We start from the raw sequence: 25,079 nt of genomic DNA on the forward strand, positions 1-25,079 counted from the left end.
AGCTTCTTGGGAATGCGATCCCTGCATGGTATACTCAACTCAAACCGATGAATTCGCTAGTTGAGGAGGCCGAAATAACCAATGTGCGGACGTTTTACGCTCACCGTCACCTGGGAAGAGCTGATGATGAGGTATATGCTCGATCCCGAGTCCGTCTCTCCCTTTCACATGCCGCGCTACAATATTGCCCCGGCGCAAATGGTAGCGGCCATCATCCATGACGGGCGGTCCAACCGGATCGGCCAGCTGCAGTGGGGGCTCGTCCCATCGTGGGCGAAGGACCCCTCCGCCGGCAGCAAGATGATCAATGCGCGGAGTGAAACGCTTGAGGAGAAGCCTGCTTATAGGATACCCTTTTATCGGAAAAGATGCCTCATCCCTGCCGACGGATTTTACGAATGGCAGAAAACCGGCGAAGGAAAGCAGCCGCTTCGCATCAGCATGCGCAGCGGCCGCATCTTCAGCATGGCCGGGCTCTACGACACGTGGATCACGCCGGACGGGCAGAAATTAAGCACCTGCACCATCATTACGACAGAGCCCAACACGCTGATGGAGCCCATTCATAACCGGATGCCTGTCATTCTCCGCCCGGAAGACGAAGCGCTATGGCTTGACCGGAGCGCCGCCCCGGAGGGAAGCGATGCAGGCGCATCCTCCGCGCTCCAATCGCTTCGTGCGCTCCTGAGGCCCTATCCGGCTGAGGAGATGGAGGCCCATCCCGTCAGCACCATCGTCAACTCCGTCAAGAATGATACGGAGGAATGCATCCGCTCGATAACAAGCAGCTGACATCCCCGCAGCGTATGGACCCAAACGCGCAAGAAGCCCCCGGCTCAGGAGGAGACCCTCCTGCGGGGGCTTCTTCTTATGCTGAAATCTCCCGATGCATGCTCAGTTTTTAACGGAACATCCCCCACAGCTTGATTAAATGAAATGTATTGTTCGGATCGATGCGCTGTGCAAGCACGAATTGAACGATCTGCTGTTCCTGTACGGAGCTCAGCTTTTCATTTAAGATGCCGCTGGCGGTTCGCACCAATTGATGCACCTTCATGCTGTTCTGCAGATCCGCTTTGGTCAAGCCCTGCGTCAGGCCCTTGATTCTTTCTTTGACGAGCGGGTTTTTCATCTTAAGCTTGATGCGTTCCACCAGCTGCGGACTAATCCCGTACTGCTGATAACTCAATGGTAAGGCACCTCCCGTAATAATTGCTGTCGCCTTTTTTGAGTATATGACGAAGGCCCGTCCATTGTGCCAACGGATTCCCGCATCCTGCTCCTGCTCCCGCCCGGGGCTGCTTCTCTTCTTCGAGCTTGTAAGCCCTTAGGATTAATCCATAATATCGCCTTGAAAAATCTTCTCCTGCTGCAAATAATCCCGCAGCGGCTCATACTCGGGGGAGGTCCAGAAGGAGCTGTCGCTCACCAGAGCGGCCGCATCATCCCTTGCCTCCTCCACGACTTTGAAATCGGCCACCATGTCGGCCAGACGGAATTCCGGCAGACCGCTCTGCTTAGTCCCGAAGAAATCCCCCGGACCCCGCAGCTCCAAGTCCCGCCGCGACACCTCGAAGCCGTCCTCCGTTTCGGTCATCACCTGCATCCGCTCCTGCCCTACCTCGGACTTCGGATCCGCGACCAGCACGCAGTACGACGCATGCTGACCACGGCCGACCCGGCCGCGCAGCTGGTGCAGCTGCGACAAGCCGAAGCGGTCGGCGTCCATGATGACCATCAGGGTGGCGTTCGGCACATCGACGCCGACCTCCACGACCGTTGTCGAAATTAACAGCTGCACTTCATTCTCATAGAACTGGCGCATCACTTCATCCTTCTCGGCAGGCGTCATCCGCCCGTGCAGCAAGCCGACCCGATAGCGCGGGAACGCCTGCTGCATCTGGACATGCAGATCGATCGCATTTTGCACATCCAGCTTATCCGACTCCTCGATCAACGGCGCGATCAGATACGCCTGCCGGCCTTGATCCACTTCTCTGGAAATAAAGCCAAGCACACGGTCCATCAGATCATGCTTGACCCAATACGTGGTGATCGGAATACGCCCTTTCGGACGCTCCGACAGCGTCGACACATCCATATCGCCGAAGGCGGTAATAGCCAGCGTCCGCGGTATCGGCGTTGCGGTCATCGTAAGCACATCGGGATTGTAGCCTTTACGGCGCAGGATGCTCCGCTGATTGACCCCAAACCGGTGCTGCTCATCGGTGACGACAAGACCCAGCTGCCGGAAAAATACATCGTCCTGGATGAGAGCATGCGTGCCGACAACGACATCCGTCAATCCCATCTGGAGCGAGGCCAGCAGATCCTTGCGCTTTTTCCCCGTCACGCTTCCGGTAAGCAGGCCTACCGTAATGCCGAACGGCTCGAACAGCTTCTGCAGGGAGCGCATATGCTGCTCCGCCAAAATTTCGGTCGGCACCATCAAGGCCCCCTGAAAGCCGGATCGCACGGTCGTATACAAGGCGATAGCCGCAACGACCGTCTTTCCCGAGCCGACATCTCCTTGAAGAAGACGGTTCATGCAATAAGGAGAGCGCATGTCATGCAAAATCTCCAGCTCCACCTTCTTCTGGGCATCGGTCAGCTCGAACGGCAGACTGCGCACGAATTCCCGGATGGTGGCATTATCGGCCGTATGAACCACCCCGTCCATCCGGCCGCGGTTCAATGCGCGGAACGCCTGCATCTTCAGCTGGAACAGAAACAGCTCCTCATATACCATCCGGCGCCGGCCTTCCTGTCCTTCCCTGGAATCGACCGGCTGATGGATCGTCATAATCGCACGCTTCCGCGGCATCAGATCGTACTTCTGCAGCAGCGATTTCGGCAAAATTTCAGGGATCATCTCCCCGTACTGCTCCAATGCCTGTCCCATCGTCTTGCGGATCCAGGACTGCGTAATTTTCCCGCCGATGGAATAGACGGGCTGCAGTGTGCCGCTGCGGAATGCCCCTTTATCAGGGAATTCGGACTCGGAGACGGTCAGCTGCATTCTCCGTTGATCCCACTTCCCGGTCAGCACGATTTCCCGCCCGGCGGTCAGCTGGTCCTTCAGAAAATGCCGATTGAACCAGGTCGCCGTAAACATCCAGCTCTCAGCCAGCATTTTGCAGGTCAGACGGGACTTTCGCCCGTAACGCTGCAGAACGGGAACGCTGGCGACTTTCGCCTGGATCGTGATTTTATCCCCGTCCTTCACTTCGCTTAAACTCCGGAGCCGGTAATCCTCATACCGGAACGGATAATATTCGAGCAAATCCTTAACCGTATAGACGCCAAAGGCGTGAAGCTCCCCTTCTTTCAGAGCGCTCACGCCGTTGATCTGTCTGACGGATATGGAATCGAGTTTGAGACTCATATCTATCATCTACCTCACTTAAGCAGGCCAAATATAAGCTGCAATCGTTCCCGGCCCGACATGCGTGCCGATCACGGGGCCGATTTCGGAATATACGACATCCTCCACCGTGAACACCGCTGATAGCTGCTGCAGGAAATCCTCCACCAGAGACCGGTCGGCCGTATGTCCCACAGCCACCTTGATATGACGAACTCCCGGCAGATCCTGCTGAAACAGCTCGATCATGCGGGCGGTCGCTTTCTTGCGTCCGCGAACCTTCTCTACCGGAAAAATAATGCCTTCATCATCAATGGACAGGATCGGTTTGATGTTAAGCAGCGTACCGAGTACCGCCGAAGCCTTGCCGATCCTTCCGCCCTTCTGTAAGTACTCCAGCGTATCGACCAGGAAATACAGTCTCCGTTTGCTGCGCAGCTCCTCCAAGGAGGCCACGATATCCGCCGCCGCCGCTCCCTCTTCGGCAAGCCTTGCCGCATGTACGACAAACAGGCCGAAGCCGTAGGAGGCGGACTTGGAATCCCATACGGTTATATCCGCATCCCGCTCAATGAGCGAGGTCGCGAGCAAAGCGGACTGGTAGGTGCCGCTCAGTCCCGATGAAATGTGTATTGATATAATCGAGCAGCCCGGATACCGGTCCAGAATGGATTCATACACGGCAACGAAATCCGCCGGCGACGGCTGGGAGGTGGTCGGCAGCTGCGTTGATTGTATCAGCTTCTTGTAGAATTCCCCTGCCGATATTTCAACACCGTCCAAATAGGTCTCTTCCCCGAACATCAGTCTCAGCGGCACGATATGAATGTTGTGCTGCTTCACCAGGTCTGCCGGAATATCCGCTGTGCTGTCTGTCACAATCACGGTCTTATTCACCGGAACCCCTCCTAAAAAATACCTTTAAATTAACACCGGTCCAATTGATCAAGATTCTACGGAGAACAGATAGGCATAGATCGGCTGTCCGCCGTAATGCACCTCAACCTCCGCATCCGGATACTGCTCTTCAAGCCAGCTCGTCAATGCGTTCGTTGATTCCTCCGACGCGTCCGCTCCCGTAAGCAGCGTGACGATCTCGTCTCCGGATTGAAGCATCTTGCCAAGCAACTCCTGGGACGTCGTAATCAGATCAGGGGTCGCTGCCACAATGCTGGAGTTGCGGATTCCGATGAACTGTCCCGCCTTAATCTCCAAATCGTCGATCGTCGTGTCGCGTACCGCATAAGTCACCTGCCCGGATTGCACACGGGAAATCGCATCCAGCATGTTGTCCGTGTTCACGTCCGTGCTCTCATCCTCTTGGAAAGCAAACGCGGCCGCAATCCCCTGCGGAATCGTCTTGCTTGGAATAACCGTCACTTGACGCTCGCCCTCCAGCAGCTCTCGAGCCTGCTGGGCAGCCAGCACGATATTGGAATTGTTCGGCAAAATATAGATTTGCTGTGCCGAGATCGAGGAGATCGCGTTCACGAAATCCTCCGTGCTCGGATTCATCGTCTGTCCGCCGGACAGCACGACGTCAACGCCCAAGCTCTTGAAGATGTCCGAGATGCCGTCCCCCGAGGATACGGCAATGAATCCGTACGGCGCAATCTCATCCGCCGGCGGCACGGCCGGAGCTTCCGGAGTCTTCGGCTCGGCCGGGATATCGGCAAACAGCTCCGGCATCGGCGCGATATCCATGCCGGTCGTCAGCAGCTCGCGATGCTGCTCACGCATGTTCAAAATATGAATCTGGGTGATCTCGCCATAAAGCAGTGCCAAATTCAGCACATCACCTGGAGCTTTGGAGTGAACATGAACCTTAATCGTTTCGTCATCGGAGATGACGATGATCGAATCCCCATTAACAGCAAGCGCTTTCCGGAACTGATCCTCATCAAATTCGGCACGTGCTCCATCACCAAGCTGACGATTGATGAAAAATTCCATATCATACAAGAACTCGATATCTTCCGTCGACAACTGGGATTGAGCGGATGACGGAGGTGCGGTAACCGTCTGCAGGCTCGGAGCCGGGGTGCTGATAGGCTCAGCCTTGGCTGCGACCGTTGCGGCTTGTCCCCCTGCGGCAGCGAACGTGCCGGGTGCATCCTCTCTACGGAGCGCTTCCAAGAATCCTTCATAAATATACACAAGACCCTGTCCGCCCGAATCTACGACGCCGACCTGCTTCAGCACCGGAAGCATTTCCGGAGTTTGCGACAACGTCTCTTTCGCCTTAGCCAGCACTTGCTCCATCAGCTCGATGATGTCGCTGCTGCGGCGGGAATAATAGACGGCATGCTTGGCCGCTTCCTTGGCAACGGTAAGGATCGTTCCTTCAACGGGTTTGACTACGGCTTTATAGGCAGCTTCGACCCCGGTCTGTAATGCAGCCGCGAACTGATGCGCGTTCAGCTCTGTATAAGGCGCCGCATACCGGCTGAAGCCGCGAAATAACTGGGACAGAATAACCCCCGAATTCCCCCGCGCGCCCATTAGAAGCCCCTTGGACAGTACACCGGCGCTGTGTCCGACGGATTCCGAGTGCTTGCTCTTTAATTCGGCAACCCCAGCGGTCATGGTCAAATTCATGTTCGTTCCCGTGTCGCCGTCCGGCACCGGAAACACGTTCAGCGAGTTGACATGTTCCGCATGCTGCTGCAGCTGCTCCGCTCCGGCTAGGACCATCGCGGTAAATTCTGTTCCATTCAAAGAACGCTTACTCAATGAGAATTCCCCTTCCTGGCTTGATACCCTTTAAACCTTCTTACGAAAACTGTTATCTCTATTTGATAGCTAATAGCCGACGAAATGCCCAAAGCGATAAATAATAGACTTTCTATGATTAAACCGATCGCAACATGCTGATGGGCTGATCTCGTCTCCTCTCGTCTCGGGCAGTCTCCAGATGCTTACGGAGTCATGCCGACCAGCCCACAATACACTGTCTTTCGAATATTATGGACTAATCAACATTGTACTATAAGAAGAAAGAGAAATAAATGTTTTTAGGGCAGTTGACGCGGCAATTTTTACTGTGATATTATATTTAAGTATTGTTTCATGCAGGGTTTAGGAACAAGGAGGTGTAATTGATGGCTCGCAAATGTTATGTAACTGGCAAGAAACCAAGCAGCGGTAACCATGTTTCCCATGCTAATAACCACAACAAGCGTACTTGGGGCGTTAACGTTCAGAAGGTTCGCATCCTCGTGGATGGCAAGCCTAAGCGTGTATACGTCAGCACTCGCGCATTGAAATCCGGTAAAGTGACTCGCGTATAATCATCTCATGTTATATGAAGAAAAACTTCTGTAATCTCCAAGGCGCTCCAAAGATATGGGCGGCATCGGGACAAGGAAGTTTTTCTTGCGTTTACGATACATATATCCTCCTAAACAAAAAGCACCTTCAGCGGATCGCAGGTGCTTTTTTTAGTGGGAGAAAGCAGCTCCTCCCCGTCTGTATCGCGAAATCCCCGTTAGCAAGCCTTCAGCGGCAAAGATAAGCGAATGCCCTTAATGCCGGGTCTTCCGAAAGATATGCATTCTGTTCTGTATGCAAGAAAAACTTCCAGTTTAGGTACGGGCTCCATATGGCGTTCATTATGTCCTGGGCCTCTTTAACCGCGCATAAGAAGCTAAGGCCGGCCCGCTGCCAAGCCTGCACTCCTTTGCGCCGCGCAAGAACAGCCCCTTAAGCTGCAGTATGTCTTGTTCGCTCGGGCACTTCCATCGGTTTGCATCCTGCCTGTTCCCCTACCGACATGGCGCGGCCGTCCCGGGCGGAGGTTTTGTGTTACGCCGGGACAAGCTGTCAGCTCTTGTGAAACGTGTTGAGAATCGCCTTCACAAAACCTCCCAGAAACTTCGGCAGCTTGAACGTATAGAATTTCATGTCTCACCCTCCCCATCATTCTCATGCCTTCCTAGACTATGTTATGCACCAAGCCCATAGATGTGAACACAGACAAAAAAGGCTACATGAGAACCCAGCTCATGTAACCATATTTATGCGGAAATTCTCCGCCCTATGACATTCGGACTGCCGCTTCCGGATTAAGATGTTGCGCTGTTCCGGATTCGGGCAATCGCCTCGGCCCGGTCGGCCTTGCCGAATACCGCGCTTCCCGCCACCAGCACATCCGCACCCGCGCCCGCTACCAGCGGCGCCGTCTCCGCCGTGATGCCGCCGTCCACTTCGATATGAAGGGAAGACAGGCCGAGTTCATTGGCGCGTGCCCGCAGCTGCGAGATTTTGCCTACCGTCCGTTCGATAAAGGCTTGTCCGCCAAAGCCCGGATTGACGGTCATGACCAGCACGAGGTCGAGATCCGGAAGAATTTCCTCCAGAACATGCGCCGGTGTGGCCGGGTTAATGGCAACCCCAGCTTCTACCCCCTGCTCCTTGATTAGGTGAACGACGCGGTGAAGATGCGGACAGGCTTCGGCATGAACCGTGATCAAATCCGCTCCGGCCTTGGCAAAATCGGCAACGTAGCGCTCCGGCTGCTCAATCATCAAATGCACGTCGAGCGTCAGCGTCGTATGCGGCCGGATCGCCTGAACGATCGGTGGCCCGAGCGTAATATTGGGAACAAAATGGCCGTCCATGACGTCCACATGAATCCAGTCCGCTCCGGCTGCCTCCGCCTCCCTGATTTCGGACCCTAGCTTGGCAAAATCGGCCGACAATATCGATGGCGCTATTTTAATCATATCGCTTAATACCTCCGCTTCTTGTCTTTCATCTCCGTAAAAAACTCCACATAGTGCTCGTAGCGGCCGGCTTGGATGGTTCCATCCTCTACGGCCTGGATCACCCGGCAGCCTGGCTCATGCAGATGGCTGCAGCCTCTGAATTTGCATTCCGCCGCATGCGGAGCGAATTCCCGGAAGCAGCTGGACAGTTCCTCGACGCCAAGCTCCAGAAAGTCCAGCTGGCTAAAGCCCGGCGTATCCGCTACATACCCGCCGTTATCCAGCTCGATCAGTTCGACGTGCCGCGTCGTATGGCGGCCGCGCCCGAGGCGCAGGCTGATTTCGCTCGTTTCCAGCGCCAGCCCCGGCATCAGGGCATTGAGCAAAGTCGACTTGCCGACCCCGGATTGCCCCGAGAACACGCTGATCTCGCCTGCCAGGCGATCCTTCACCTGCTGGACGCCAATGCCTTGGAGCGAGCTGGTGATCATCACCTCGTAGCCGATCTCTTCGTACATCCGCTTCACCTTTTCCGCGGATTCGTCCGAAGCGTCCGTCAGATCCTGCTTGGTCAGAACGATGACGGCGTCAAGCCCCGCATGCTCAATATGCACGAGGAACTTGTCCAGCAGGAGCAGGTTCAGATCCGGCTCCTTAACCGAAAACAAGAGCACCGCCAAGTCGACATTAGCGACAGGCGGGCGAATTAATTCGGAAGACCGTGGAAGAATTTCATCCACGGTCCCCTCTCCATTCTCAGTCAATGAATACATGACGCGGTCTCCAACGAGCGGAGAGATGCCTCTCTTTTTGAAAATGCCGCGGGCTCTGCATTGAACCGCTTGGTCCTCCCCGGATATCAACTGGTTATCTCGCAATGGTTTCACATAGTAATATCCGCTTAGTGCCTTCACGATCAGTCCCTCGAGCATAAAATAGGCCTCACCTTTCTTGTTGAAATTTGGATGTATTTCATTTGGTTTTCACGATGGTATATTCCAGACCGGCTGCTATCGAATAACCGTTTGATCATTCATTGCCCTTGCCCCGGCCATGACCATTTCCATTGCCGTTGCCCGGCTCCCACTCGTAAGCGGAATCGTCTTCCGCGTCCGAGCCTTCCTCACCGCCATCGGTTCCTTCGGTGCCTTCATCCGGATTCGTATCAACCTGCATATCCGGCGGTAAAGGCGGCTGTTCCATCGTCGGCTGCGGCACGGTTCCGTTCTTGACGTCGCTGTAGCTGACGCTGTACGTTTCCACCTGACGGCCATCCCGGAAAATTTGGACGGTTGCGTGCTTATCCGGTGCGAGCAGCAGCTTCACCGATACCCATTCCGAGGTCGTAATCGTTTTGTTTACGGCCTCTTGGTTGTCGCCCAGCGCGTCCGAGAACACGATGCGAATTTTGCTCTCCTGCCCTTCGTAAGCCGGAGAAATCGGAACGCTGTAATTGTATTCCAGCGCCTCGGGCGGATAGCCGGAGCTGACGAAAAATGTAATTTTCTCCCCAGGGGCGACTTCTGCGTTCGCCTCGTAAGGCCACTGCTCCATCACGATGCCCTGTTTGACTTCGAAGCTCGGTTTTTGCTTGACCGCATCAACGACCAGGCCCCGCGATTCGATCGCATCTCTGGCCTGCTCTTCGGTCATGCCGACGAGAGCCGGCATCTTGACAAATTTTTTGCCTTTGCTGACGACCAGACTGACTGCGGCCTTATCAGGATCGAGGTCCGTATCGGGAGATGGATTTTGGCTGATGATCATACCCGCTTCGATCTCGTCATGGTTTTCTTCAGACTTATTTATTGCCTCAGCGGCAATGCCCAACGCGGTCAAAGCCTCGACGGCTTGCTCATACGTTTTCCCGCTAAGGTTCGGCATTTTCTCAAGCGGCTTCGCCGCCCCTACGGACAACTGAATCGGAGAGTCTTTCTTCACCTTCGTGCCCTCCGGCTTACTCTGGTCAAATACTTCGCCTTCCGTAACGTTCGGCTTGTATTCGCGGATCACTTCCGGATCCACCGTCAATCCTTCGCCCTCCAGCGTCCGGATGGCTTCCTCCTCGGTCATGCCAATTACCCCAGGTACAGTAACCTCCGGAACCTCAAGCATGTTGTTCACATACATGACCACACCGGCCATGATTCCCAGGAACAGCAGCACCGAAGCGACGATGACCGTCGGCTTCACCCATTTCTTCTTCGGCTTGCCCGGCGTCCGGTCCTCATCATCATCCTCTTCGTCATCCTCATCCGGCTCATCGTCCGGATGATGGCTGCTGCGCTGCATCGTCTTGAGTGCCGGCATCACCCGCGTGGAATCCTCGTCCTCCTCGAACTCCATCTTCGGCTCGTTCAAGCGGGAAGGCAGAAGGCAAGTCTCCAGGTCAGCCATCATTTCTTGAGCGGACTGGTAGCGCTCCTCCGGATTTTTGCGCATCGATTTCAGAATGACGTTCTCCACGCTTTGCGGAATGAGCGGATTGACCTCCCGCGGCTCGTCGAACTCCTCCTGCAGATGCTTCAGCGCAACGCTGATCGGACTCTCGCCGAGAAACGGCAAACGGGCGGTCAGCATTTGATATAACACGATACCTAAGGAATATAAATCCGATTTTTCACCCGTCACGACGCCTTTGGCGTGCTCGGGCGAAAAATAATGCACGGATCCGACAACCGATCCGGTTTGCGTAATCGTCGTCGACGTCACGGCCCGGGCAATCCCGAAATCGGTCACCTTCACCCGTCCGTTCCGTCCGATCAGAATGTTATGCGGCTTGATGTCCCGATGAATAATCTGGTTATGATGGGCATGATCCAGCGCATCACAGATCTGGGTGGCGATCCGCACTGCTTCGTCCACCTGCAGCGGCGCCCGCTCTTTAATGATCTCGTTCAAATTCTGACCTTCGATATATTCCATGACGATATAGTGCACGTCTTCCTCTTGGCCGACATCGTAAATGCTGACCACATTGGAATGGGACAGCGATGCGGCCGATTGCGCCTCGCGCCGGAATCTGCGAATAAATTCCTCGTCATGGACGAACTGCTGGCGCAGCACCTTGATCGCTACATTCCGGTTCAGCAGGATATCCTGAGCCTTGTAGACGAGCGCCATGCCGCCTCCGCCGATGCGTTCTATAATTTTGTAACGACCAGCCAATTCATGCCCGATCATGAATCCCACCCCTTTTTACGTTGCCCGACAACCTCTTCTTGATGCTCAAACATAGCGACTGTAATGTTGTCCTCGCCGCCGGCGAGAAGCGCCAGTTGAAGCAGGCGATCCGCCCGTTCCTCCAGAGGAAGGTCAAGGGAGCCGGAAATTTGACCAATCAGGTCGCGGCTTACCCGGTTGCTGAGTCCATCGCTGCACAGAAGCAGCACTTCGCCGTCCGAAATGGATACCGGCGTAAGCTCAACCGTCACATCCTCATCCGTTCCGAGCGCACGGCTCAGCACATTTTTTCGGGGATGGGTCTCCAGCTGATCTTCGGTGATCTGTCCGCTTTTATACAGCTCGTTCACCAGTGTGTGATCATCCGTAAGGCGCGTCACTTGCCCGGAAGCAACCTTATAAGCTCTGCTGTCCCCGATGTGCCCGATATAGCCTTCGGAGCCGCTGAGCAGCACCGCTACAATCGTCGTGCCCATATTGTGAAGCCGCTCATCGGACGAAGCCTCTTGATAGATCACTTCGTTGGCATGCAGAATCGCATCCCCGAGGGCGGCACGAATCCCTTCCAAAGGAATCCCCGGCTCGAGGGAGGATAAATCCGCGGCTACCGTATCGACCGCAAGCCGGCTGGCCGTGTCGCCTGCCAAATGGCCTCCCATGCCGTCAGCGACCACACCCAGCGTATAACCGTGCTCCAGCGTGCTCACAAACACAGAATCTTCATTGACAGGACGAACGCGTCCGACATGGCTGACATGAACCGTTCTGATCAAAGCTTCTCACCTCAACTCCATATGCTTGGCCCGGAGCTGTCCGCAAGCGGCAGCGATATCGTGGCCTTGTTCACGACGGATGGTCACATTGACCCCCTTGTCTGCTAACGCACGTTGAAACTTGAAAATGTCATTGCGCGATGTTCGAACGTATTTGCGTTCCGGCACATGGTTGACCGGAATCAGGTTGACGAAGCAGTTCATATCCTTGATGACGTCCGCCAGCTCCTCGGCATGCTCGACCTGGTCGTTCACGCCGCCGATCAGCGCGTACTCAAACGTAATGCGCCGTCCGGTCTTGGCCTGATAGAAGCGCAGCGCTTCAATGACGTCGTCGAACGGGAAGCGGCGGTTAACCGGCATCAGCTTCGAGCGCAGCTTATCGTTCGGCGCATGAATCGAAATCGCCAGATTGATCTGCGTATCCTCTTCGGCGAATTTATAAATGTTCGGCACGATGCCGCTCGTCGACACGGTAATGTGGCGCTGTCCGATGTTCAGTCCTTTCTCGTGAATCATCGTGCGCAAAAACTTCATCGTTGCATCATAGTTCTCGAACGGCTCGCCCGAGCCCATAATCACGATGCTGGAGACGCGCTCGCCCGTCTTGTCCAGAATTTTCTGCGCCTGAACCACCTGGGCGACGATCTCCCCGGACGTCAGGTTCCGCTTCAGGCCGCCCAGCGTCGATGCGCAGAACGTGCAGCCGATCCGGCAGCCCACCTGCGTCGTAACACAAATGCTGTTGCCGTAGTTGTGCTTCATGATGACCGTTTCAATCGCATGATCATCATGAAGGCCGAACAGAAATTTGACCGTGCCGTCCTTCGACTCAAGCTTGGTAATCTCCGTCAAGGTTACAAAGCTGAACGACGCATCCAGCTTCGAGCGAAGCTCCTTGGAGAGATTCGTCATCTCCTCGAAGGAATCGACGCGCTTAACGTACAGCCAATCGTAAATCTGGGAGCCGCGAAACGCGGGCTCGCCTTGCTCCTGGGCCCATGCCTGAAGCTCTTCCAACGAAAAATCGTATATAAAGGGTTTCATTTCACCACACCTGTCTATTTCATTCATATGCAACTCTTTTTTCATTCTTCCTATTTTACCATAAATAAAAGAGACGGTAAAAGAGAAAACCCGCCGGAGAGCACGGCGGGCGGGATACGGCTGCAGGGCCTCTTGCCGGGCTGGCGCGCGGGTTCGTTTTAGCGTCTTCGCAGTCTTGCGATGTAGAAGCCGTCGCTATGATAGTGCTGCGGCAGAATCTGAATGCCGCCGCCGCGGACAAGCGCGTTGTCCTTGAGCCGGGACAGGCTGCCCGTTTCATCGAGCTCGAATTCGGGATGACGGTTCACGAAGGACGTCACCACGCCTTCATTCTCCTGCGGCTCGATCGTGCAGGTGCTGTAGACCAGCACCCCGCCGGGGCGAAGCAATGCCGAGACGGAATCCAGCAGCCTTGACTGCAGCGCCGCGATCTCGCGGATATCCTCCTCCGTCTTCCCCCATTTCAGGTCGGGCTTCCGGCGGATCACGCCCAGCCCCGAGCACGGGGCATCCAGCAGAATCCGGTCAAAGGAAGCCGGCTCGAACCGGGCGGGGAGCTCAATCGCATCGCCCGTTACCGTTCGGATGCAGTCCAGCCCCAGCCGGGCCGCCTGATCTGCGATCAGCTTGCCTTTGTGGGAATGGATGTCGTTCGCTACAATGGAGCCTTCGTCCTTCATCAATTCCCCCATGTGGGCGCTTTTCCCCCCAGGGGCGGCACAGCAGTCCAGCACCCGCATGCCGGGCTCCGGACCGACCGCTTCGGCGACCAGCATCGAGCTTTCATCCTGGATGGAGATCATGCCTTCACGATACCAGTCGGTCAGGGCCATATTGCCGGCGCCCTTCACGACGATGCCGTACGGGCTAAGGGAGGATGGGGCGGCCTGCAAGCCGTGGCCCTCCATCTCCTTCAGCATCTCCTCCCGGCTGATCATCGTCGTATTTACTCTGACGCTGACCGCCGGCGGTTCATTGTTGGCCGAGCAGATCGCCTCCGCCGTCTCCCGGCCATATTGGGAAATCCAGCGCTCGACCAGCCACTCCGGGTGCGAATGCTGAAGCGAGATCCGCTTCGCGGCCGGCAGATCGGCAGGGATCGCCAAGCTTTCCTTCTGGCGCAGTATATTTCTGAGCACGCCGTTGACCATCCCGGAGATGCCCTGGTGCCCCCGGCGCTTCGCCAGATTGACCGCTTCGCTCACCACCGCATGATCCGGGATTCGGTCCAGGTAGATAATCTGGTACAGGCTCAGCCGCAGCAAGGCCCTCACCCAAGGCTGGAGCTTGCGGGTGCCTTTATTCACATACTTGTCCAAAAAATAATCCAGCGTGTTCAGCCGGGAAATCGTCCCGTAGATCAGCTCTGTGGCCAGACCCGCATCGCTCTTGGACAGGGCTGCTTTCTGCAAAGCGGTGTTGAGCAGAAGGTTGCTGTACGCTCCCTCCTGCTCAACCTGTGTCAGCACATGCATCGCCAGCTCCCGCGGCGACGCCGGACGTCCCTTCGGGCTGCCGCTCACGTCAGCACCGTCCCCGGCGCAAGGCTCGTCCCCCGCGCGAATTGGGCTGCGTCCATCGCCTTCTTGCCGCTTGGCTGCACCGTCAATAGGGTCAACACGCCGTCGCCGGTCTTGACCACAATGCCGTTCTCACTAACTTCCAGTACGGTTCCAGGCTCTCCATCGCCCTTGCCTTGGTCGCCTTTATCCGGCTTGGCGCAGGCCCACACCTTGAACACGTCCCCGTTCCACAGCGTGAAGCCGCCCGAATACGGAACCAGGCCGCGGATTTGATCATAGATTTGACGGGAGGTTTTCGACCAATCGATCTTTTCGTCCTCCCGGGTCAGGTTCGGTGCATAGGTCGCCTTGGACTCGTCCTGCGGCTCGGCCGCAACCTTGCCTTGAACCAAAGTCGGCAGCTGCTCCTTCAGCAGTCTCGCGCCGGCTATGCTCAGCTTGTCGAACATCGTCCCGGCCGTATCTTCATCCTCGATCGGAACCTCGACTTTGGCGATCATATCGCCGGTATCCAGCCCTTCAGCCATGTACATCAGCGTGATGCCCGTAACCTTCTCGCCGTTGATTATGCTGCGCTGAATCGGCGCGCCTCCCCGGTAAGCCGGGAGCAGCGAGCCGTGCACGTTAAGGCAGCCGAGCGGCGGCAAATCGAGCACCGATTTCGGCAAAATTTGGCCGTACGCCGCCGTAACGATCAGATCCGGCTTATACTCCGCCAGCTCCGCTACAGCCTCAGGGTTCCGCAAGCGCTGCGGCTGCAGCACCGGGATGCCGTGGCGAAGCGCGGCTTCCTTGACCGGCGTCGGCGTCAGCACCTTTTTGCGGCCTTGGGGACGATCCGGCTGGGTAACGACGGCTGCGACGTTATACCCTTCCTCGATCAGCATCTCAAGGCTCGGTACGGCAAATGCAGGGGTTCCCATAAATACGATATTCATCGGTTTTCCAGCTCTTTTCTCGGCTGCTCCGGCGTATATTCATACACCCGTTCGGCGATATCGGTAAACAACACCCCGTTCAGATGATCAATCTCATGCTGGAACGCGCGAGCCAAAAGCCCGGTTCCGGTCACGACGAGCTCATTGCCTTCCCGGTCCAGTCCTTTGACGGTAACCTTCTCCGCGCGGCGCACATCCCCGTTCCAGCCCGGAATGCTGAGGCAGCCTTCAGGACCGAACTGTTCGCCTTCGCTCTCGATGATTTCCGGGTTGATCATCTTGATCAATCCATGCTCATCGCCTGCGTCCACAACGATCAGCCGTTTCAGAATGCCGACCTGGGGAGCTGCCAAGCCGACGCCGTCCGCGTCATACATCGTATCGGCCATGTCGTCCAGCAGCTTCTGAACGTTCGGCGTAATTTTCGTAATTTCTTTAGCTCTTTTATGAAGAACCTCATCCGGTTCCTTTACGATCAAGCGAATTGCCATCTCAACGACACCATCCTTGTGCTTTTCATCAGTATATGCGGGTTTACATTAACATTTGCGGATCGACATCAATGCTGATCTGAAGCGTACTGTCCCGAGCCGAGTCCTGAAGCTGCTCGGCCACGGACCGCGTCAGCGAGACGGCGTCCATCGTTCCCCGCCATTTTATCATACATTGAAATCGGTATCTATTTTTAAGCCTTGGGATCGGCGAAGCCACCGGTCCGAGAATGTCGAGCGCGCTTGCGTCGAAGCGGTCCAGGCTCCCGAACCACCCGCGCCGGTCGGCTTCGGCCTTGATCCCCGCGGCAAAATTTTCAGCCATGCGCACGAGCAGCGGCAGCTGCTCATGGGACAGCGTCACCAGAATAAGCCTGCAGTAAGGCGGATAATGAAGCGCTTTGCGGTGCTTCAGCTCGTCCTTGACGAAGGATAAATAATCATGACCGCTTGCATGAACGATCGAATAATGCTCCGGCGTGTAGGACTGTATGACCACCTCGCCCGGCAGCTGATGCCGACCCGCGCGTCCGGCAACCTGCGTAAGCAGCTGGAACGTTTTCTCCGCCGCCCGGAAATCGGGCAGATTCAGCGCGGAATCGGCGGTTATGACGCCAACCAGCGTCACATCGGGAAAATCGAGCCCCTTTGCTACCATTTGGGTGCCAAGCAGCACGTCGGCTTTCTTCTCCCTAAACTGCTTCAGCAGCTTCTCGTGCGAGCCTTTCTCGGTCGTTGTGTCCACGTCCATGCGGATAACGCGAATGCCGGGAAAGAGCTTAGCCAGCTCTTCCTCCACGCGCTGCGTGCCCGTTCCGAAGTAGCGGATATGCTCGCTGCCGCAATCCGGGCACACTTCCGGCGTCTTGGCGGCATATCCGCAGTAATGACACCGCAGATTGTTCGATTTCTGGTGATACGTCAGCGAGATGTCGCACTCCGGACAGCCCGCCACATATCCGCAGCTCCGGCACATCACGAAGGTGGAGTATCCCCGCCGGTTCAGGAGCAGCACCGTCTGCTCTCCCCGTTCAAGCCGACCGGCAATCGCCTCGTGCAGCGGCCGGCTGAACATGGAGCGATTGCCTTCGCGAAGCTCTTCGCGCATGTCGATCACGCGGACCGCCGGCAGCTTGTTCCCGAGCGCCCGGGCCCGCATTTCCAGCAGAACCGGGGCAAATTCATCCTGCGCCTGCGATCTCGCCGCATGATAGCTCTCCAGCGAAGGCGTCGCCGAGCCCAGAATGACGGCGGCGCCGGTGCGACGGGCCCTGTGGATCGCCACGTCTCTCGCATGGTATTTCGGCGTTTCCTCCTGTTTATAGGAAGTTTCGTGCTCCTCGTCCATGATGATGAGTCCGAGATTATCGAACGGAGAAAACACCGCGGATCTTGCCCCGACCACGACCGAAGCCCGGCCTTCCCGGATTTTGCGCCACTCATCGTAGCGCTCCCCGTCCGAGAGGCGGCTGTGCATGACGGCTACGCGGTCTCCGAAGCGCCCCTTGAAGCGTTCGACCATCTGCGGCGTCAACGAAATTTCAGGCACCAGGACGATCGCCTGGCGCCCCTGATCGAGGCATCTGGCAATCGTCTGAAGGTAGATTTCCGTCTTGCCGCTGCCGGTTACCCCGTGCAGCAGGAACACGCCGTGCGCACGCTCATCCAGCGTACGAACAATTCTGTCGTAAACATGCTGCTGCTCGGGCGTCAGCGCCAGCGGCTCGCTCGGCTTGAAATTCCGTCCCCGGTAAGGGTCGCGGAACACCTCCACATCCTCCAGCGTGACCCAGCCCTTATCGGCAAGCGACTTGACCGTCCCCGCCGTAACGCCAAGCGTCTGCAGCAGGTCTTTCAGCGGGAGCGGCAGGAAGGGCTCCATTTCAAGCAAATGCTGCAGAATCTCCTTCTGCCTCCGAGCCTTTGCCGGAAACGAAGCCAGGATCCCTTCCGCCTCCTCTGCCGTAACGGCAAGACCAACCGCCTTCAATGTTTTCTTCTGCAATTTATCTTTAATCTGCTGATGCTCGCTCAGCCTTCCGCGTTCAATCAGCCCCTTGATAGCTTGGGCGGCATCCGGGAACGCGCGGGTGAGCTGCTGCAGAGACACTTCGCCCCGCTGGGATACAAAAGCGATCAGCTGCTGCTCCAGCTCACTCTCCGGCAGCAGCGCAAACAGGCTGTCCGGCTGCTCGGCTTCCAGCCCGCTGCCGTCCCCAAGCGAGATATACCTTTCCGCTTTCCCCTTCAGTGCCGTCGGGAGCATGGATTGCAGCGCCGTAATCAGCCGGCAGGCGTAGCGCTCCTTCATCCATTCGCCAAGCTCAATCAGCTCTGGCGACAGGGGCGGCATAACGTCCAATATTTCCTGGATCGGCTTCATCTTCGACGTCTCCATTTCCGGACGCGGATGAAGGGATACGACGAAGCCCTGCAGCGTCCGGTGGCCGAATGGGACGCCGACCCTGCTGCCGACCTCGATCCATGGACGGAGCCGCTCCGGAATCAAATAGTCGAATGGACGGTCCGTATCCTTGGACGGCACGTCCACAATAACCCGTGCCATTTCCATTAAGAAAACCTCCCGGACAGCCGCTCGGCCGCCAGCGTCAGCAGCCGCCGGCCCACTTCCTCCTTGGACATGAGCGGAAGCCGCTCGACGAGCCCCTCTGCGTCATAAATCTGGACGAGGTTGGTGTCCGTGCCGAATCCCGCGCCCGCTGCCGTGACGTCATTGGCTACGAGCAAATCGCAATTTTTCCGCTTCAGCTTCTCTCTGGCATACTGCTCTACGGAGTCGGTTTCGGCTGCAAAGCCGATCAGGAATTGGGTCGTCTTTCGGCGTCCCAAATTCTCCAAAATATCCGTTGTCTTCACCAGCTCCAGCGTCATCGTATCGCCGCGCTTCTTGATTTTGGACGAAGCCGCCTCCCGTGGACGGTAATCGGCAACGGCCGCCGCCTTTACCACGATATCGCTGTCAGGAAACGCGCGCAGCACCGCCTGGTACATATCCTCCGCGGATTCCACCCTTTCCGTCTCGATCCCTTCGGGCGGCGCCTCGTCGGTATGCGCAGCGATCAAATGGACCTCGGCTCCAAGCTCTTTCGCGGCTTTGGCAATCGCAAATCCCATTTTGCCGGAAGAATCATTCGTAATATATCGGACCGGATCAATCCGCTCGATCGTGCCGCCCGCCGTAACGACGACTTTCTTGCCGCTCAGCAAGCCATGCGATCCGTTCGCTGCATGGTCGGCTGAAGACCCGGGCATTCCGTCAACCCTTAAGGATGGGCCGCCCTGCTTGTCCTGTTCTTGGAAAAAACGCTCCACGACCTCCACGATCGTATCCGGCTCCTCCATCCTTCCCTTGCCGACATAGCCGCAAGCCAGAAGCCCTTCGCCCGGCTCGATCATGCCAACGCCGCGTGAAGCCAGCGTCTCCAAATTTGCCATAACCGCCGGATGCGTATACATATGGACGTTCATCGCCGGCGAGATCATGACAGGCGCCGTCGTGGCGAGCAGCGTCGTTGTCAGCATATCGTCCGCCAGGCCGTGGGCCATCTTGCCGATCACGTTGGCCGTCGCCGGCGCAACGAGGAAGAGGTCCGCCATATCGGCGAGATGGATATGCGAAACGACCGAAGGATCCCTCTCGTCGAAGGTATCGGAATATACCGGGTTTTTGGTCAGGGATTGGAGCGTCAATTCCGTAATGAACTGCTTCGCGGACTCCGTCATTATGACATGCACGTCCGCTCCCCTCTGAACAAGCCGGCTGCACAGCGTGGCCGCTTTATAAGCGGCAATGCCGCCGGTTACGCCAAGGACGATGACTTTCCCGTTCAACATGACAATTCCCCCGCTTTCGATTGGTCTGAAGGTACCCTATCATCACTCCCGCAAAAAAATAACAACCTTTCGGTTGTCACATTTTTTTGCGCGAACGCATTCCTATTCAGATGTAGGAGAAGCCGTTTAAGCTTCTTCCCGTTCAATCTTCACATAATCGCCGTAGATTTCCTCAAGCGCAACGCCTACGAATTTATGTGATTTCGGATTTTGGAGTTCGCTCGGTTGACCCTCGCGGAGCTGACGTGCACGGCGGGAAGCCGCAACAACGAGCGAGTACTTGCTGTCGACTTTGTTCATCATTTCATCAATGGATGGGTATAACATAGCTCTAACACCTCTTCTTTCTATACTAGAAATCTCGCAGCCGATATGGGCTGGCAAGATTTATTTTCTCACTTTACAATGCTCGGCTATAATAATAGCTTCTATTCTCTCGCATGCGAGATTAATCTCGTCATTTACGACCGCATAGTCATAATGCTGAAGCAAATTGATCTCATCGACGGCAACGGACATGCGGTGCTCGATGGTTGCCTGGTTTTCCGTGCCTCGGCCCTGAATTCGGTCCTTCAGCTCCTCAAGCGACGGCGGCATCAGGAACACAAAGATTCCGTCCGGAAATTTCTCCTTCACCTTCAGAGCGCCCTGGACCTCAATCTCCAGGATGATGTCTTTGCCCTGGGCGAGCGTCTCCTCCACGAAATCCCGCGGAGTACCATAGTAGTTCCCGACATATTCCGCATACTCCAGAAGCTGATCGTTCTCAATCATCTCCATGAACTGCTCGCGGGTTTTGAAAAAATAGTTTACGCCGTTTACCTCGCCGAGGCGAGGCGAACGTGTCGTGGCCGACACGGAATAGACCAATTCCGGAACACGGCTCCGAAGAGCGGTGCAGACGGTTCCCTTCCCTACCCCGGATGGACCGGATAATACAATCAATAATCCTCTAGACATAGTACTCCTCATCTTATTCGTCGTTGTCGTCATCTTTGCTGGATAGACGGTGCGCCACGGTTTCTGGCTGCACGGCCGATAAAATCACGTGGTCGCTGTCGGTAATAATAACAGCCCGCGTTCTTCGGCCGTATGTAGCGTCAATCAGCATATGACGGTCCCGTGCTTCTTGGATAATTCTCTTGATCGGCGCCGATTCAGGGCTCACGATCGAAATGATCCGATTGGCCGATACGATGTTTCCGAAGCCAATATTAATAAGTTTGATTGCCATAGTGCGACTGCTCCCCCTATACATTTGACTCTATTTGCCGATTAAGCCGAGTTCATTCCACGTTGGCGGCTTGTTCACGAATCTTCTCCAGTTCCGCTTTCATTTCGACAACACGGTTTACCAGAGTCAGATGATTGGCCTTCGATCCAATCGTATTGACTTCTCGGTTCATTTCCTGAATCAGAAAATCAAGTTTGCGGCCAACAGGGCCTTTCTGATTAAGCAATTCCCTGCATTGCTCCAAATGGCTGCGAAGACGGATCAGCTCCTCCTCGACGTTGCAGCGTTCGGCAAACAAAGCCACTTCCATACCGAATATATGTTCATCAACGGCAAGCGACCCGTCATCGAGCGACTCAATGCGCTGTCTCAGACGCTTCCGGTATTCCTCCGGCACTTCAGGCGCCAGCTCGGCCATTTCGCTGTGAAGCGATTCAAGACGGCCAAGCCGCTCCTCGATGTCCTTCACCAGGAATGCCCCTTCCTTGCTCCGCATCTGCACCAAGCCGTCAAGCGCCTTGTTGAGACCTTGAAGAAGCGCATCATGCCACTCCTGCTGCTGCGCTTCATCCATTGGAAGCCCCCCGGGACTGACGAGGACATCCGGCAGGGACAGCATGTCGCGTACCGTCAATTCTCCTTGAATACCGTAAGGTTTCAATTCCTCTGCAGCCTGCAAGTATGCTTTTACCATGGCATGATTCAGCACCGCATCCGGGGACTCGCCGTTATTTTCCTTGTTAATGTAAACATCAACCCGTCCGCGGCCGATCCGGGTCTGCACGGCCCTCCGAAGCGAATCCTCAAAGCGGGACCATTCACGAGGCATTCTGAACACGACTTCACAATACCTGTGATTGACCGACTTCACTTCTATTGACACATGATACCCTTGAAAATCGACGGCGGACTGTCCATATCCGGTCATACTCAATGACATCGGAATCACATCCATTACACTATTGTAATTGATAATTATTAATGAAACAAGGGGGACAGTCGGCGGCCCGATATCTCCCAGACGTACTCCATTAATTGCACGCTCATTTCGTAGAACATAAACGGCGTCATCAGGTAAATGCCGTTGAAATGCTTGGTTGCGACATCCAGCAGCTCCTTGCCGATTTGGACGCCCATCGCTCGTCCGGCTTCCCCTTCCAGCCCTGCCATGCGGCTGCGTACTTCATCGGACAACTGAATGCCCGGCACCTCATTGTGCAGATACTCTGCGTTCCGTCCGCTGGCCAGCGGCATAATGCCGATAAAAATCGGGATATCCAGATGAGCGGTTGCTTCTCTTAGCCGAACGATCAGCTCCGGATCATATACCGGCTGCGTCATTACATAGTCCGCGCCGGACGCAATCTTCTTCTCCAGGCGCGCAACCGCCTTATCCAAATGGCGCACATTCGGATTAAACGCAGCCCCGACAACGAACTTGGCTTTTTGCTTCAAGGGCTTGCCGGAGAAGGCGATGCCTTCGTTCAGCTGCTTGATCATCCGAATGATCTCGAACGAGGTCATATCGTAAACCGAGCTCGAGCCCGGAAGGTCGCCGAAACGGGCCGGGTCGCCCGTAACTGCAAGCACATGGTCGATGCCAAGCGCGTCAAAGCCCATCATATGGGATTGGGTCCCGATCAGGTTCCGGTCACGGCAGGCGATATGAATCAACGGCCGAAGGCCGATTCTGGCTTGTACAAGATGCCCCAGCGCCATGTTGCTCATCCGGGTGACCGCGAGGGAGTTGTCGGCTAGCGTCAGCGCATCCGCTCCCGCGTTCTTCAGCGCCTCGGCCCCCTTCATAAACTTCGTGATGTCGAGGTCGCGCGGCGGATCCAGCTCCACAATGACGGTGTGGCGTTCCTTCACAAGATCGACGAGGGAAGGCTCGGAAGAGCGCTCCGGCTGATTGCCTTCCGCAGGCTCCTGAATCACGATCCGGTTGATTTCGGCCGGTTCAACCTCCGGCAGAGGCGATGGCACGTAACCGGATAACGCCGAAGCGATCTCCGCGATATGAGCCGGCGTCGTTCCGCAGCATCCGCCGATAATCCGGGCGCCGAGGTCCGCGAACGGCACCGCCATTTGACCGAAATACTCAGGGCTGGCGCCGTAACGGAATTCCCCGTCCACGTAATCGGCGATCCCAGCATTAGGATAGACCGATGCCGGCAGATTCATAACCCCGCTTAGCGTTTCCAATGCGCGCATGATCCCGTTCGGTCCCGTCCGGCAGTTGAAACCGATCACGTCGGCCCCTTCCTGGCTGAGAATCCGATAAGCGTCCTGCATCGAGAAGCCGTCGAGCGTCCGGGCGATATTCTCGACCGCGAACTGGCAAATGACGGGCAGGTCGGTCAGCTTGCGGACCTGCTGCAGCGCCAGCTGGATTTCTTCGACATCATAGAAGGTTTCCAGCAGGATGCCGTCGACGCCCTCGGATAATAGAACGCTGAGCTGCTCCTCAAAGTACCGCTTCAGCTCGCCAGTCGATATGTTGCTTCTGCGGCCGGCCCGAATGGAGCCGACAGCGCCGACGACATAGCCGTCGCGGCCTGCGGCCTCGCGGGCAATGCGCACGCCTGCCCGGTTGATCTCCCCGACCTTGGACTCCAGGCCGTATTTGGACAGCTTGTCGTAGTTGGCCGAAAATGTATTCGTTTCGATCAACTGCGCGCCGGCGTCAACATACTGCCGGTGAACGTTTCCGATAACCTCCGGAGAGGTCAGGTTCAGCTCCTCATATGATATCCCTACGGGGAACCCTAGTTGATATAGATAGGTACCTATGGCGCCGTCCCCGATCAGTACCTGATTCTCCCACGCCTGCCTTAGATCCGGTTTCACTGTGCCTTCCCTCCACCTGACTAATATTTTCACTAATGTATCACAAAACCTTCCTAAAGATAAAGAGACAAAGAGGAGACCCGTTCAGGTCTCCTTCAGGTCTCCTTCTTGTAATTCCAGGCAATGGACAGATAATGCCGCAAATAGCGGTATATCCAGTTCGATCTAACGATTCCGATATCAACGCTTCAGCAGCCTTTCAGGAATCATATTACAGGACAACGGTTCCTGTATACACAACTTCGGCAGGCCCGGTCATATATACGTGATTGTCACGCTCATCCCATTCGATGAACAAGTCTCCCCCTTTAAGGGAAATGGTCGCGCTGCGGTCAGCCGCACCGTTCAGGACGGAGGCTACAAGCGTGGCGCAGGCGCCGGTGCCGCAAGCAAGCGTTGGTCCTGCCCCGCGCTCCCATACCCGCATATCGATCTGATTCCGGGAGTTGACCGTCGCGAATTCGACGTTCGTCTTCCGCGGGAACAGCGGGTGAACCTCCAGCTTCGGCCCCCAGGTGCCGAGATCGAAGCTGACGGCGTCGTCTACGTAGATTACGCAGTGCGGGTTCCCCATCGACACGGCCGTAAAGCGAAATTCCCGCCCGTCAACCTCGATCGGATGGTTCACCACCGGATGCTGATCCACCGTTGTCGGCACGCGAAGTCCATCCAGGATCGGCTCGCCCATATCGACCCGCACGCTGGCGACCCTTTCTGCCTCGACGGTAAGGCGCAGCTTCTGCACGCCCGCGCCCAGCGTCTCAATCGTCATCTCCGTGCGATCGATCAGGCCATGATCGTAAACATACTTCGCAACACAGCGGATCGCGTTGCCGCATTGCTCCGCTTCGGATCCGTCGGAGTTCATGATCCGCATCGTGAAATCCGCCTTGGCTGAAGGCAATATATATACGAGTCCGTCCGCGCCGATGCCGAAGAAGCGGTCACACAGCTTCACAGCCAGCTCGGAGGCGTTCGAAGGCAATTCCTGTTCTCCGTACACGACAACGAAGTCGTTGCCGAGTCCGTGCATTTTTGTAAATTCCATCGTCAAACCCATCTCCTCTGCAATAGCAAAACTTGAGTTTAGCATATACTAGATCGGATGGGCTCAC

23 protein-coding genes are annotated in these 25,079 nt (G+C 56.1%); 2 read left to right on the forward strand and 21 right to left on the reverse strand.

All coding sequences use genetic code 11. The features are described 5' to 3' along the window. Positions 1–81: 81 nt before the first annotated feature. Positions 82–792 carry an SOS response-associated peptidase gene (locus NST44_RS25980; RefSeq protein ID WP_007129664.1) on the forward strand — a complete coding sequence of 237 codons (711 nt, stop codon included), beginning with the start codon at positions 82–84 and terminating at the stop codon, positions 790–792. Positions 793–901: 109 nt separating this feature from the next. On the opposite strand, the gene NST44_RS25985 is transcribed toward NST44_RS25980, so the two are convergent. The 4 genes from NST44_RS25985 to NST44_RS26000 all read right to left on the reverse strand — a co-directional run bounded on the left by NST44_RS25985 (position 902) and on the right by NST44_RS26000 (position 6,097). Beyond that, entirely contained in the window at positions 902–1,189 is a 288-nt protein-coding gene (locus NST44_RS25985; RefSeq protein ID WP_007129663.1) for a stage VI sporulation protein F, read from the reverse strand. A gap of 144 nt (positions 1,190–1,333) precedes the next feature. Beyond that, complete coding sequence (gene recG, locus NST44_RS25990) at positions 1,334–3,385, reverse strand: ATP-dependent DNA helicase RecG (RefSeq protein ID WP_007129662.1); 2,052 nt, start codon at positions 3,383–3,385, stop codon at positions 1,334–1,336. Positions 3,386–3,403: 18 nt separating this feature from the next. Beyond that, entirely contained in the window at positions 3,404–4,261 is an 858-nt protein-coding gene (locus tag NST44_RS25995; protein ID WP_007129661.1) for a DegV family protein, read from the reverse strand. A gap of 48 nt (positions 4,262–4,309) precedes the next feature. Then, complete coding sequence (locus NST44_RS26000) at positions 4,310–6,097, reverse strand: DAK2 domain-containing protein (protein WP_040738474.1); 1,788 nt, start codon at positions 6,095–6,097, stop codon at positions 4,310–4,312. A gap of 368 nt (positions 6,098–6,465) precedes the next feature. Between NST44_RS26000 and rpmB the strand changes: the two genes are divergently transcribed. Then, complete coding sequence (gene rpmB / locus NST44_RS26005) at positions 6,466–6,654, forward strand: 50S ribosomal protein L28 (RefSeq protein ID WP_007129659.1); 189 nt, start codon at positions 6,466–6,468, stop codon at positions 6,652–6,654. Positions 6,655–7,186: 532 nt separating this feature from the next. On the opposite strand, the gene spoVM is transcribed toward rpmB, so the two are convergent. The 17 genes from spoVM to dapF form a co-directional block, all read right to left on the reverse strand. After that, positions 7,187–7,267 (reverse strand): stage V sporulation protein SpoVM, encoded by an 81-nt coding sequence (spoVM, locus tag NST44_RS26010; RefSeq protein WP_034273235.1) that lies wholly within the window; start codon positions 7,265–7,267, stop codon positions 7,187–7,189. Between the two features lie 161 nt (positions 7,268–7,428). Continuing rightward, entirely contained in the window at positions 7,429–8,088 is a 660-nt protein-coding gene (rpe, locus tag NST44_RS26015; RefSeq protein WP_340901026.1) for a ribulose-phosphate 3-epimerase, read from the reverse strand. A gap of 5 nt (positions 8,089–8,093) precedes the next feature. Then, entirely contained in the window at positions 8,094–9,002 is a 909-nt protein-coding gene (gene rsgA / locus NST44_RS26020) for a ribosome small subunit-dependent GTPase A (protein WP_007129657.1), read from the reverse strand. Between the two features lie 97 nt (positions 9,003–9,099). Next, positions 9,100–11,253 (reverse strand): Stk1 family PASTA domain-containing Ser/Thr kinase, encoded by a 2,154-nt coding sequence (gene pknB, locus NST44_RS26025; RefSeq protein ID WP_007129656.1) that lies wholly within the window; start codon positions 11,251–11,253, stop codon positions 9,100–9,102. Then, positions 11,250–12,026 (reverse strand): Stp1/IreP family PP2C-type Ser/Thr phosphatase, encoded by a 777-nt coding sequence (locus NST44_RS26030; protein ID WP_007129655.1) that lies wholly within the window; start codon positions 12,024–12,026, stop codon positions 11,250–11,252. The genes pknB and NST44_RS26030 overlap by 4 nt, the downstream gene beginning before the upstream one ends. Before the next feature lie 6 nt (positions 12,027–12,032). Then, positions 12,033–13,073 (reverse strand): 23S rRNA (adenine(2503)-C(2))-methyltransferase RlmN, encoded by a 1,041-nt coding sequence (gene rlmN, locus NST44_RS26035; RefSeq protein WP_007129654.1) that lies wholly within the window; start codon positions 13,071–13,073, stop codon positions 12,033–12,035. Positions 13,074–13,231: 158 nt separating this feature from the next. Then, the gene (gene rsmB / locus NST44_RS26040; protein ID WP_007129653.1) at positions 13,232–14,596 is read right to left on the reverse strand and encodes a 16S rRNA (cytosine(967)-C(5))-methyltransferase RsmB; all 1,365 of its coding nucleotides are present in this window, start codon (positions 14,594–14,596) and stop codon (positions 13,232–13,234) included. Beyond that, the gene (fmt, locus tag NST44_RS26045) at positions 14,593–15,534 is read right to left on the reverse strand and encodes a methionyl-tRNA formyltransferase (RefSeq protein ID WP_007129652.1); all 942 of its coding nucleotides are present in this window, start codon (positions 15,532–15,534) and stop codon (positions 14,593–14,595) included. Before fmt ends, rsmB begins: the two co-directional genes overlap by 4 nt. After that, entirely contained in the window at positions 15,531–16,025 is a 495-nt protein-coding gene (def, locus tag NST44_RS26050; RefSeq protein WP_007129651.1) for a peptide deformylase, read from the reverse strand. Before def ends, fmt begins: the two co-directional genes overlap by 4 nt. 43 nt (positions 16,026–16,068) lie before the next feature. Beyond that, positions 16,069–18,597: a primosomal protein N' gene (gene priA, locus NST44_RS26055; RefSeq protein ID WP_007129650.1), complete on the reverse strand. Its 2,529-nt coding sequence runs from the start codon at positions 18,595–18,597 to the stop codon at positions 16,069–16,071. Then, positions 18,597–19,880, reverse strand: coding sequence for a bifunctional phosphopantothenoylcysteine decarboxylase/phosphopantothenate--cysteine ligase CoaBC (gene coaBC, locus NST44_RS26060; protein ID WP_007129649.1), 1,284 nt, complete (start codon positions 19,878–19,880; stop codon positions 18,597–18,599). The genes priA and coaBC overlap by 1 nt, the downstream gene beginning before the upstream one ends. 126 nt (positions 19,881–20,006) lie before the next feature. Then, the gene (gene rpoZ / locus NST44_RS26065; RefSeq protein WP_007129648.1) at positions 20,007–20,207 is read right to left on the reverse strand and encodes a DNA-directed RNA polymerase subunit omega; all 201 of its coding nucleotides are present in this window, start codon (positions 20,205–20,207) and stop codon (positions 20,007–20,009) included. Between the two features lie 60 nt (positions 20,208–20,267). Next, positions 20,268–20,840 (reverse strand): guanylate kinase, encoded by a 573-nt coding sequence (gene gmk / locus NST44_RS26070; protein ID WP_007129647.1) that lies wholly within the window; start codon positions 20,838–20,840, stop codon positions 20,268–20,270. Positions 20,841–20,853: 13 nt separating this feature from the next. Further along, positions 20,854–21,114, reverse strand: a complete 261-nt coding sequence (remA, locus tag NST44_RS26075) for an extracellular matrix/biofilm regulator RemA (RefSeq protein WP_006209218.1) — start codon at positions 21,112–21,114, stop codon at positions 20,854–20,856. A 52-nt stretch (positions 21,115–21,166) separates the two neighbouring features. Next, positions 21,167–22,054 carry a YicC/YloC family endoribonuclease gene (locus tag NST44_RS26080; RefSeq protein WP_028405229.1) on the reverse strand — a complete coding sequence of 296 codons (888 nt, stop codon included), beginning with the start codon at positions 22,052–22,054 and terminating at the stop codon, positions 21,167–21,169. A gap of 38 nt (positions 22,055–22,092) precedes the next feature. Next, positions 22,093–23,964 carry a bifunctional homocysteine S-methyltransferase/methylenetetrahydrofolate reductase gene (locus tag NST44_RS26085; RefSeq protein ID WP_007129645.1) on the reverse strand — a complete coding sequence of 624 codons (1,872 nt, stop codon included), beginning with the start codon at positions 23,962–23,964 and terminating at the stop codon, positions 22,093–22,095. A 211-nt stretch (positions 23,965–24,175) separates the two neighbouring features. Next, positions 24,176–25,012 carry a diaminopimelate epimerase gene (gene dapF / locus NST44_RS26090; protein ID WP_007129644.1) on the reverse strand — a complete coding sequence of 279 codons (837 nt, stop codon included), beginning with the start codon at positions 25,010–25,012 and terminating at the stop codon, positions 24,176–24,178. Positions 25,013–25,079 lie beyond the last annotated feature (67 nt).

Source organism: Paenibacillus sp. FSL W8-0919 (genome assembly GCF_038003785.1).
Lineage (GTDB): Bacteria > Bacillota > Bacilli > Paenibacillales > Paenibacillaceae > Paenibacillus_AQ > Paenibacillus_AQ lactis.

Bases quoted from the DNA above. Each gene is read 5' to 3' on its own strand.
- rpmB (WP_007129659.1), top strand. From the start codon at position 6,466: ATGGCTCGCAAATGTTATGTAACTGGCAAGAAACCAAGCAGCGGTAAC.
- recG (WP_007129662.1), bottom strand. From the start codon at position 3,385: ATGAGTCTCAAACTCGATTCCATATCCGTCAGACAGATCAACGGCGTG.
- pknB (WP_007129656.1), bottom strand. From the start codon at position 11,253: ATGATCGGGCATGAATTGGCTGGTCGTTACAAAATTATAGAACGCATC.
- coaBC (WP_007129649.1), bottom strand. From the start codon at position 19,880: ATGTTGAACGGGAAAGTCATCGTCCTTGGCGTAACCGGCGGCATTGCC.
- gmk (WP_007129647.1), bottom strand. From the start codon at position 20,840: ATGTCTAGAGGATTATTGATTGTATTATCCGGTCCATCCGGGGTAGGG.
- rpoZ (WP_007129648.1), bottom strand. From the start codon at position 20,207: ATGTTATACCCATCCATTGATGAAATGATGAACAAAGTCGACAGCAAG.
- rsgA (WP_007129657.1), bottom strand. From the start codon at position 9,002: ATGCTCGAGGGACTGATCGTGAAGGCACTAAGCGGATATTACTATGTG.
- rlmN (WP_007129654.1), bottom strand. From the start codon at position 13,073: ATGAAACCCTTTATATACGATTTTTCGTTGGAAGAGCTTCAGGCATGG.
- rpe (WP_340901026.1), bottom strand. From the start codon at position 8,088: ATGATTAAAATAGCGCCATCGATATTGTCGGCCGATTTTGCCAAGCTA.
- spoVM (WP_034273235.1), bottom strand. From the start codon at position 7,267: ATGAAATTCTATACGTTCAAGCTGCCGAAGTTTCTGGGAGGTTTTGTG.
- def (WP_007129651.1), bottom strand. From the start codon at position 16,025: ATGGCAATTCGCTTGATCGTAAAGGAACCGGATGAGGTTCTTCATAAA.
- dapF (WP_007129644.1), bottom strand. From the start codon at position 25,012: ATGGAATTTACAAAAATGCACGGACTCGGCAACGACTTCGTTGTCGTG.
- remA (WP_006209218.1), bottom strand. From the start codon at position 21,114: ATGGCAATCAAACTTATTAATATTGGCTTCGGAAACATCGTATCGGCC.
- priA (WP_007129650.1), bottom strand. From the start codon at position 18,597: ATGGAAATGGCACGGGTTATTGTGGACGTGCCGTCCAAGGATACGGAC.
- NST44_RS26080 (WP_028405229.1), bottom strand. From the start codon at position 22,054: ATGTCATTGAGTATGACCGGATATGGACAGTCCGCCGTCGATTTTCAA.
- fmt (WP_007129652.1), bottom strand. From the start codon at position 15,534: ATGAATATCGTATTTATGGGAACCCCTGCATTTGCCGTACCGAGCCTT.
- NST44_RS25980 (WP_007129664.1), top strand. From the start codon at position 82: ATGTGCGGACGTTTTACGCTCACCGTCACCTGGGAAGAGCTGATGATG.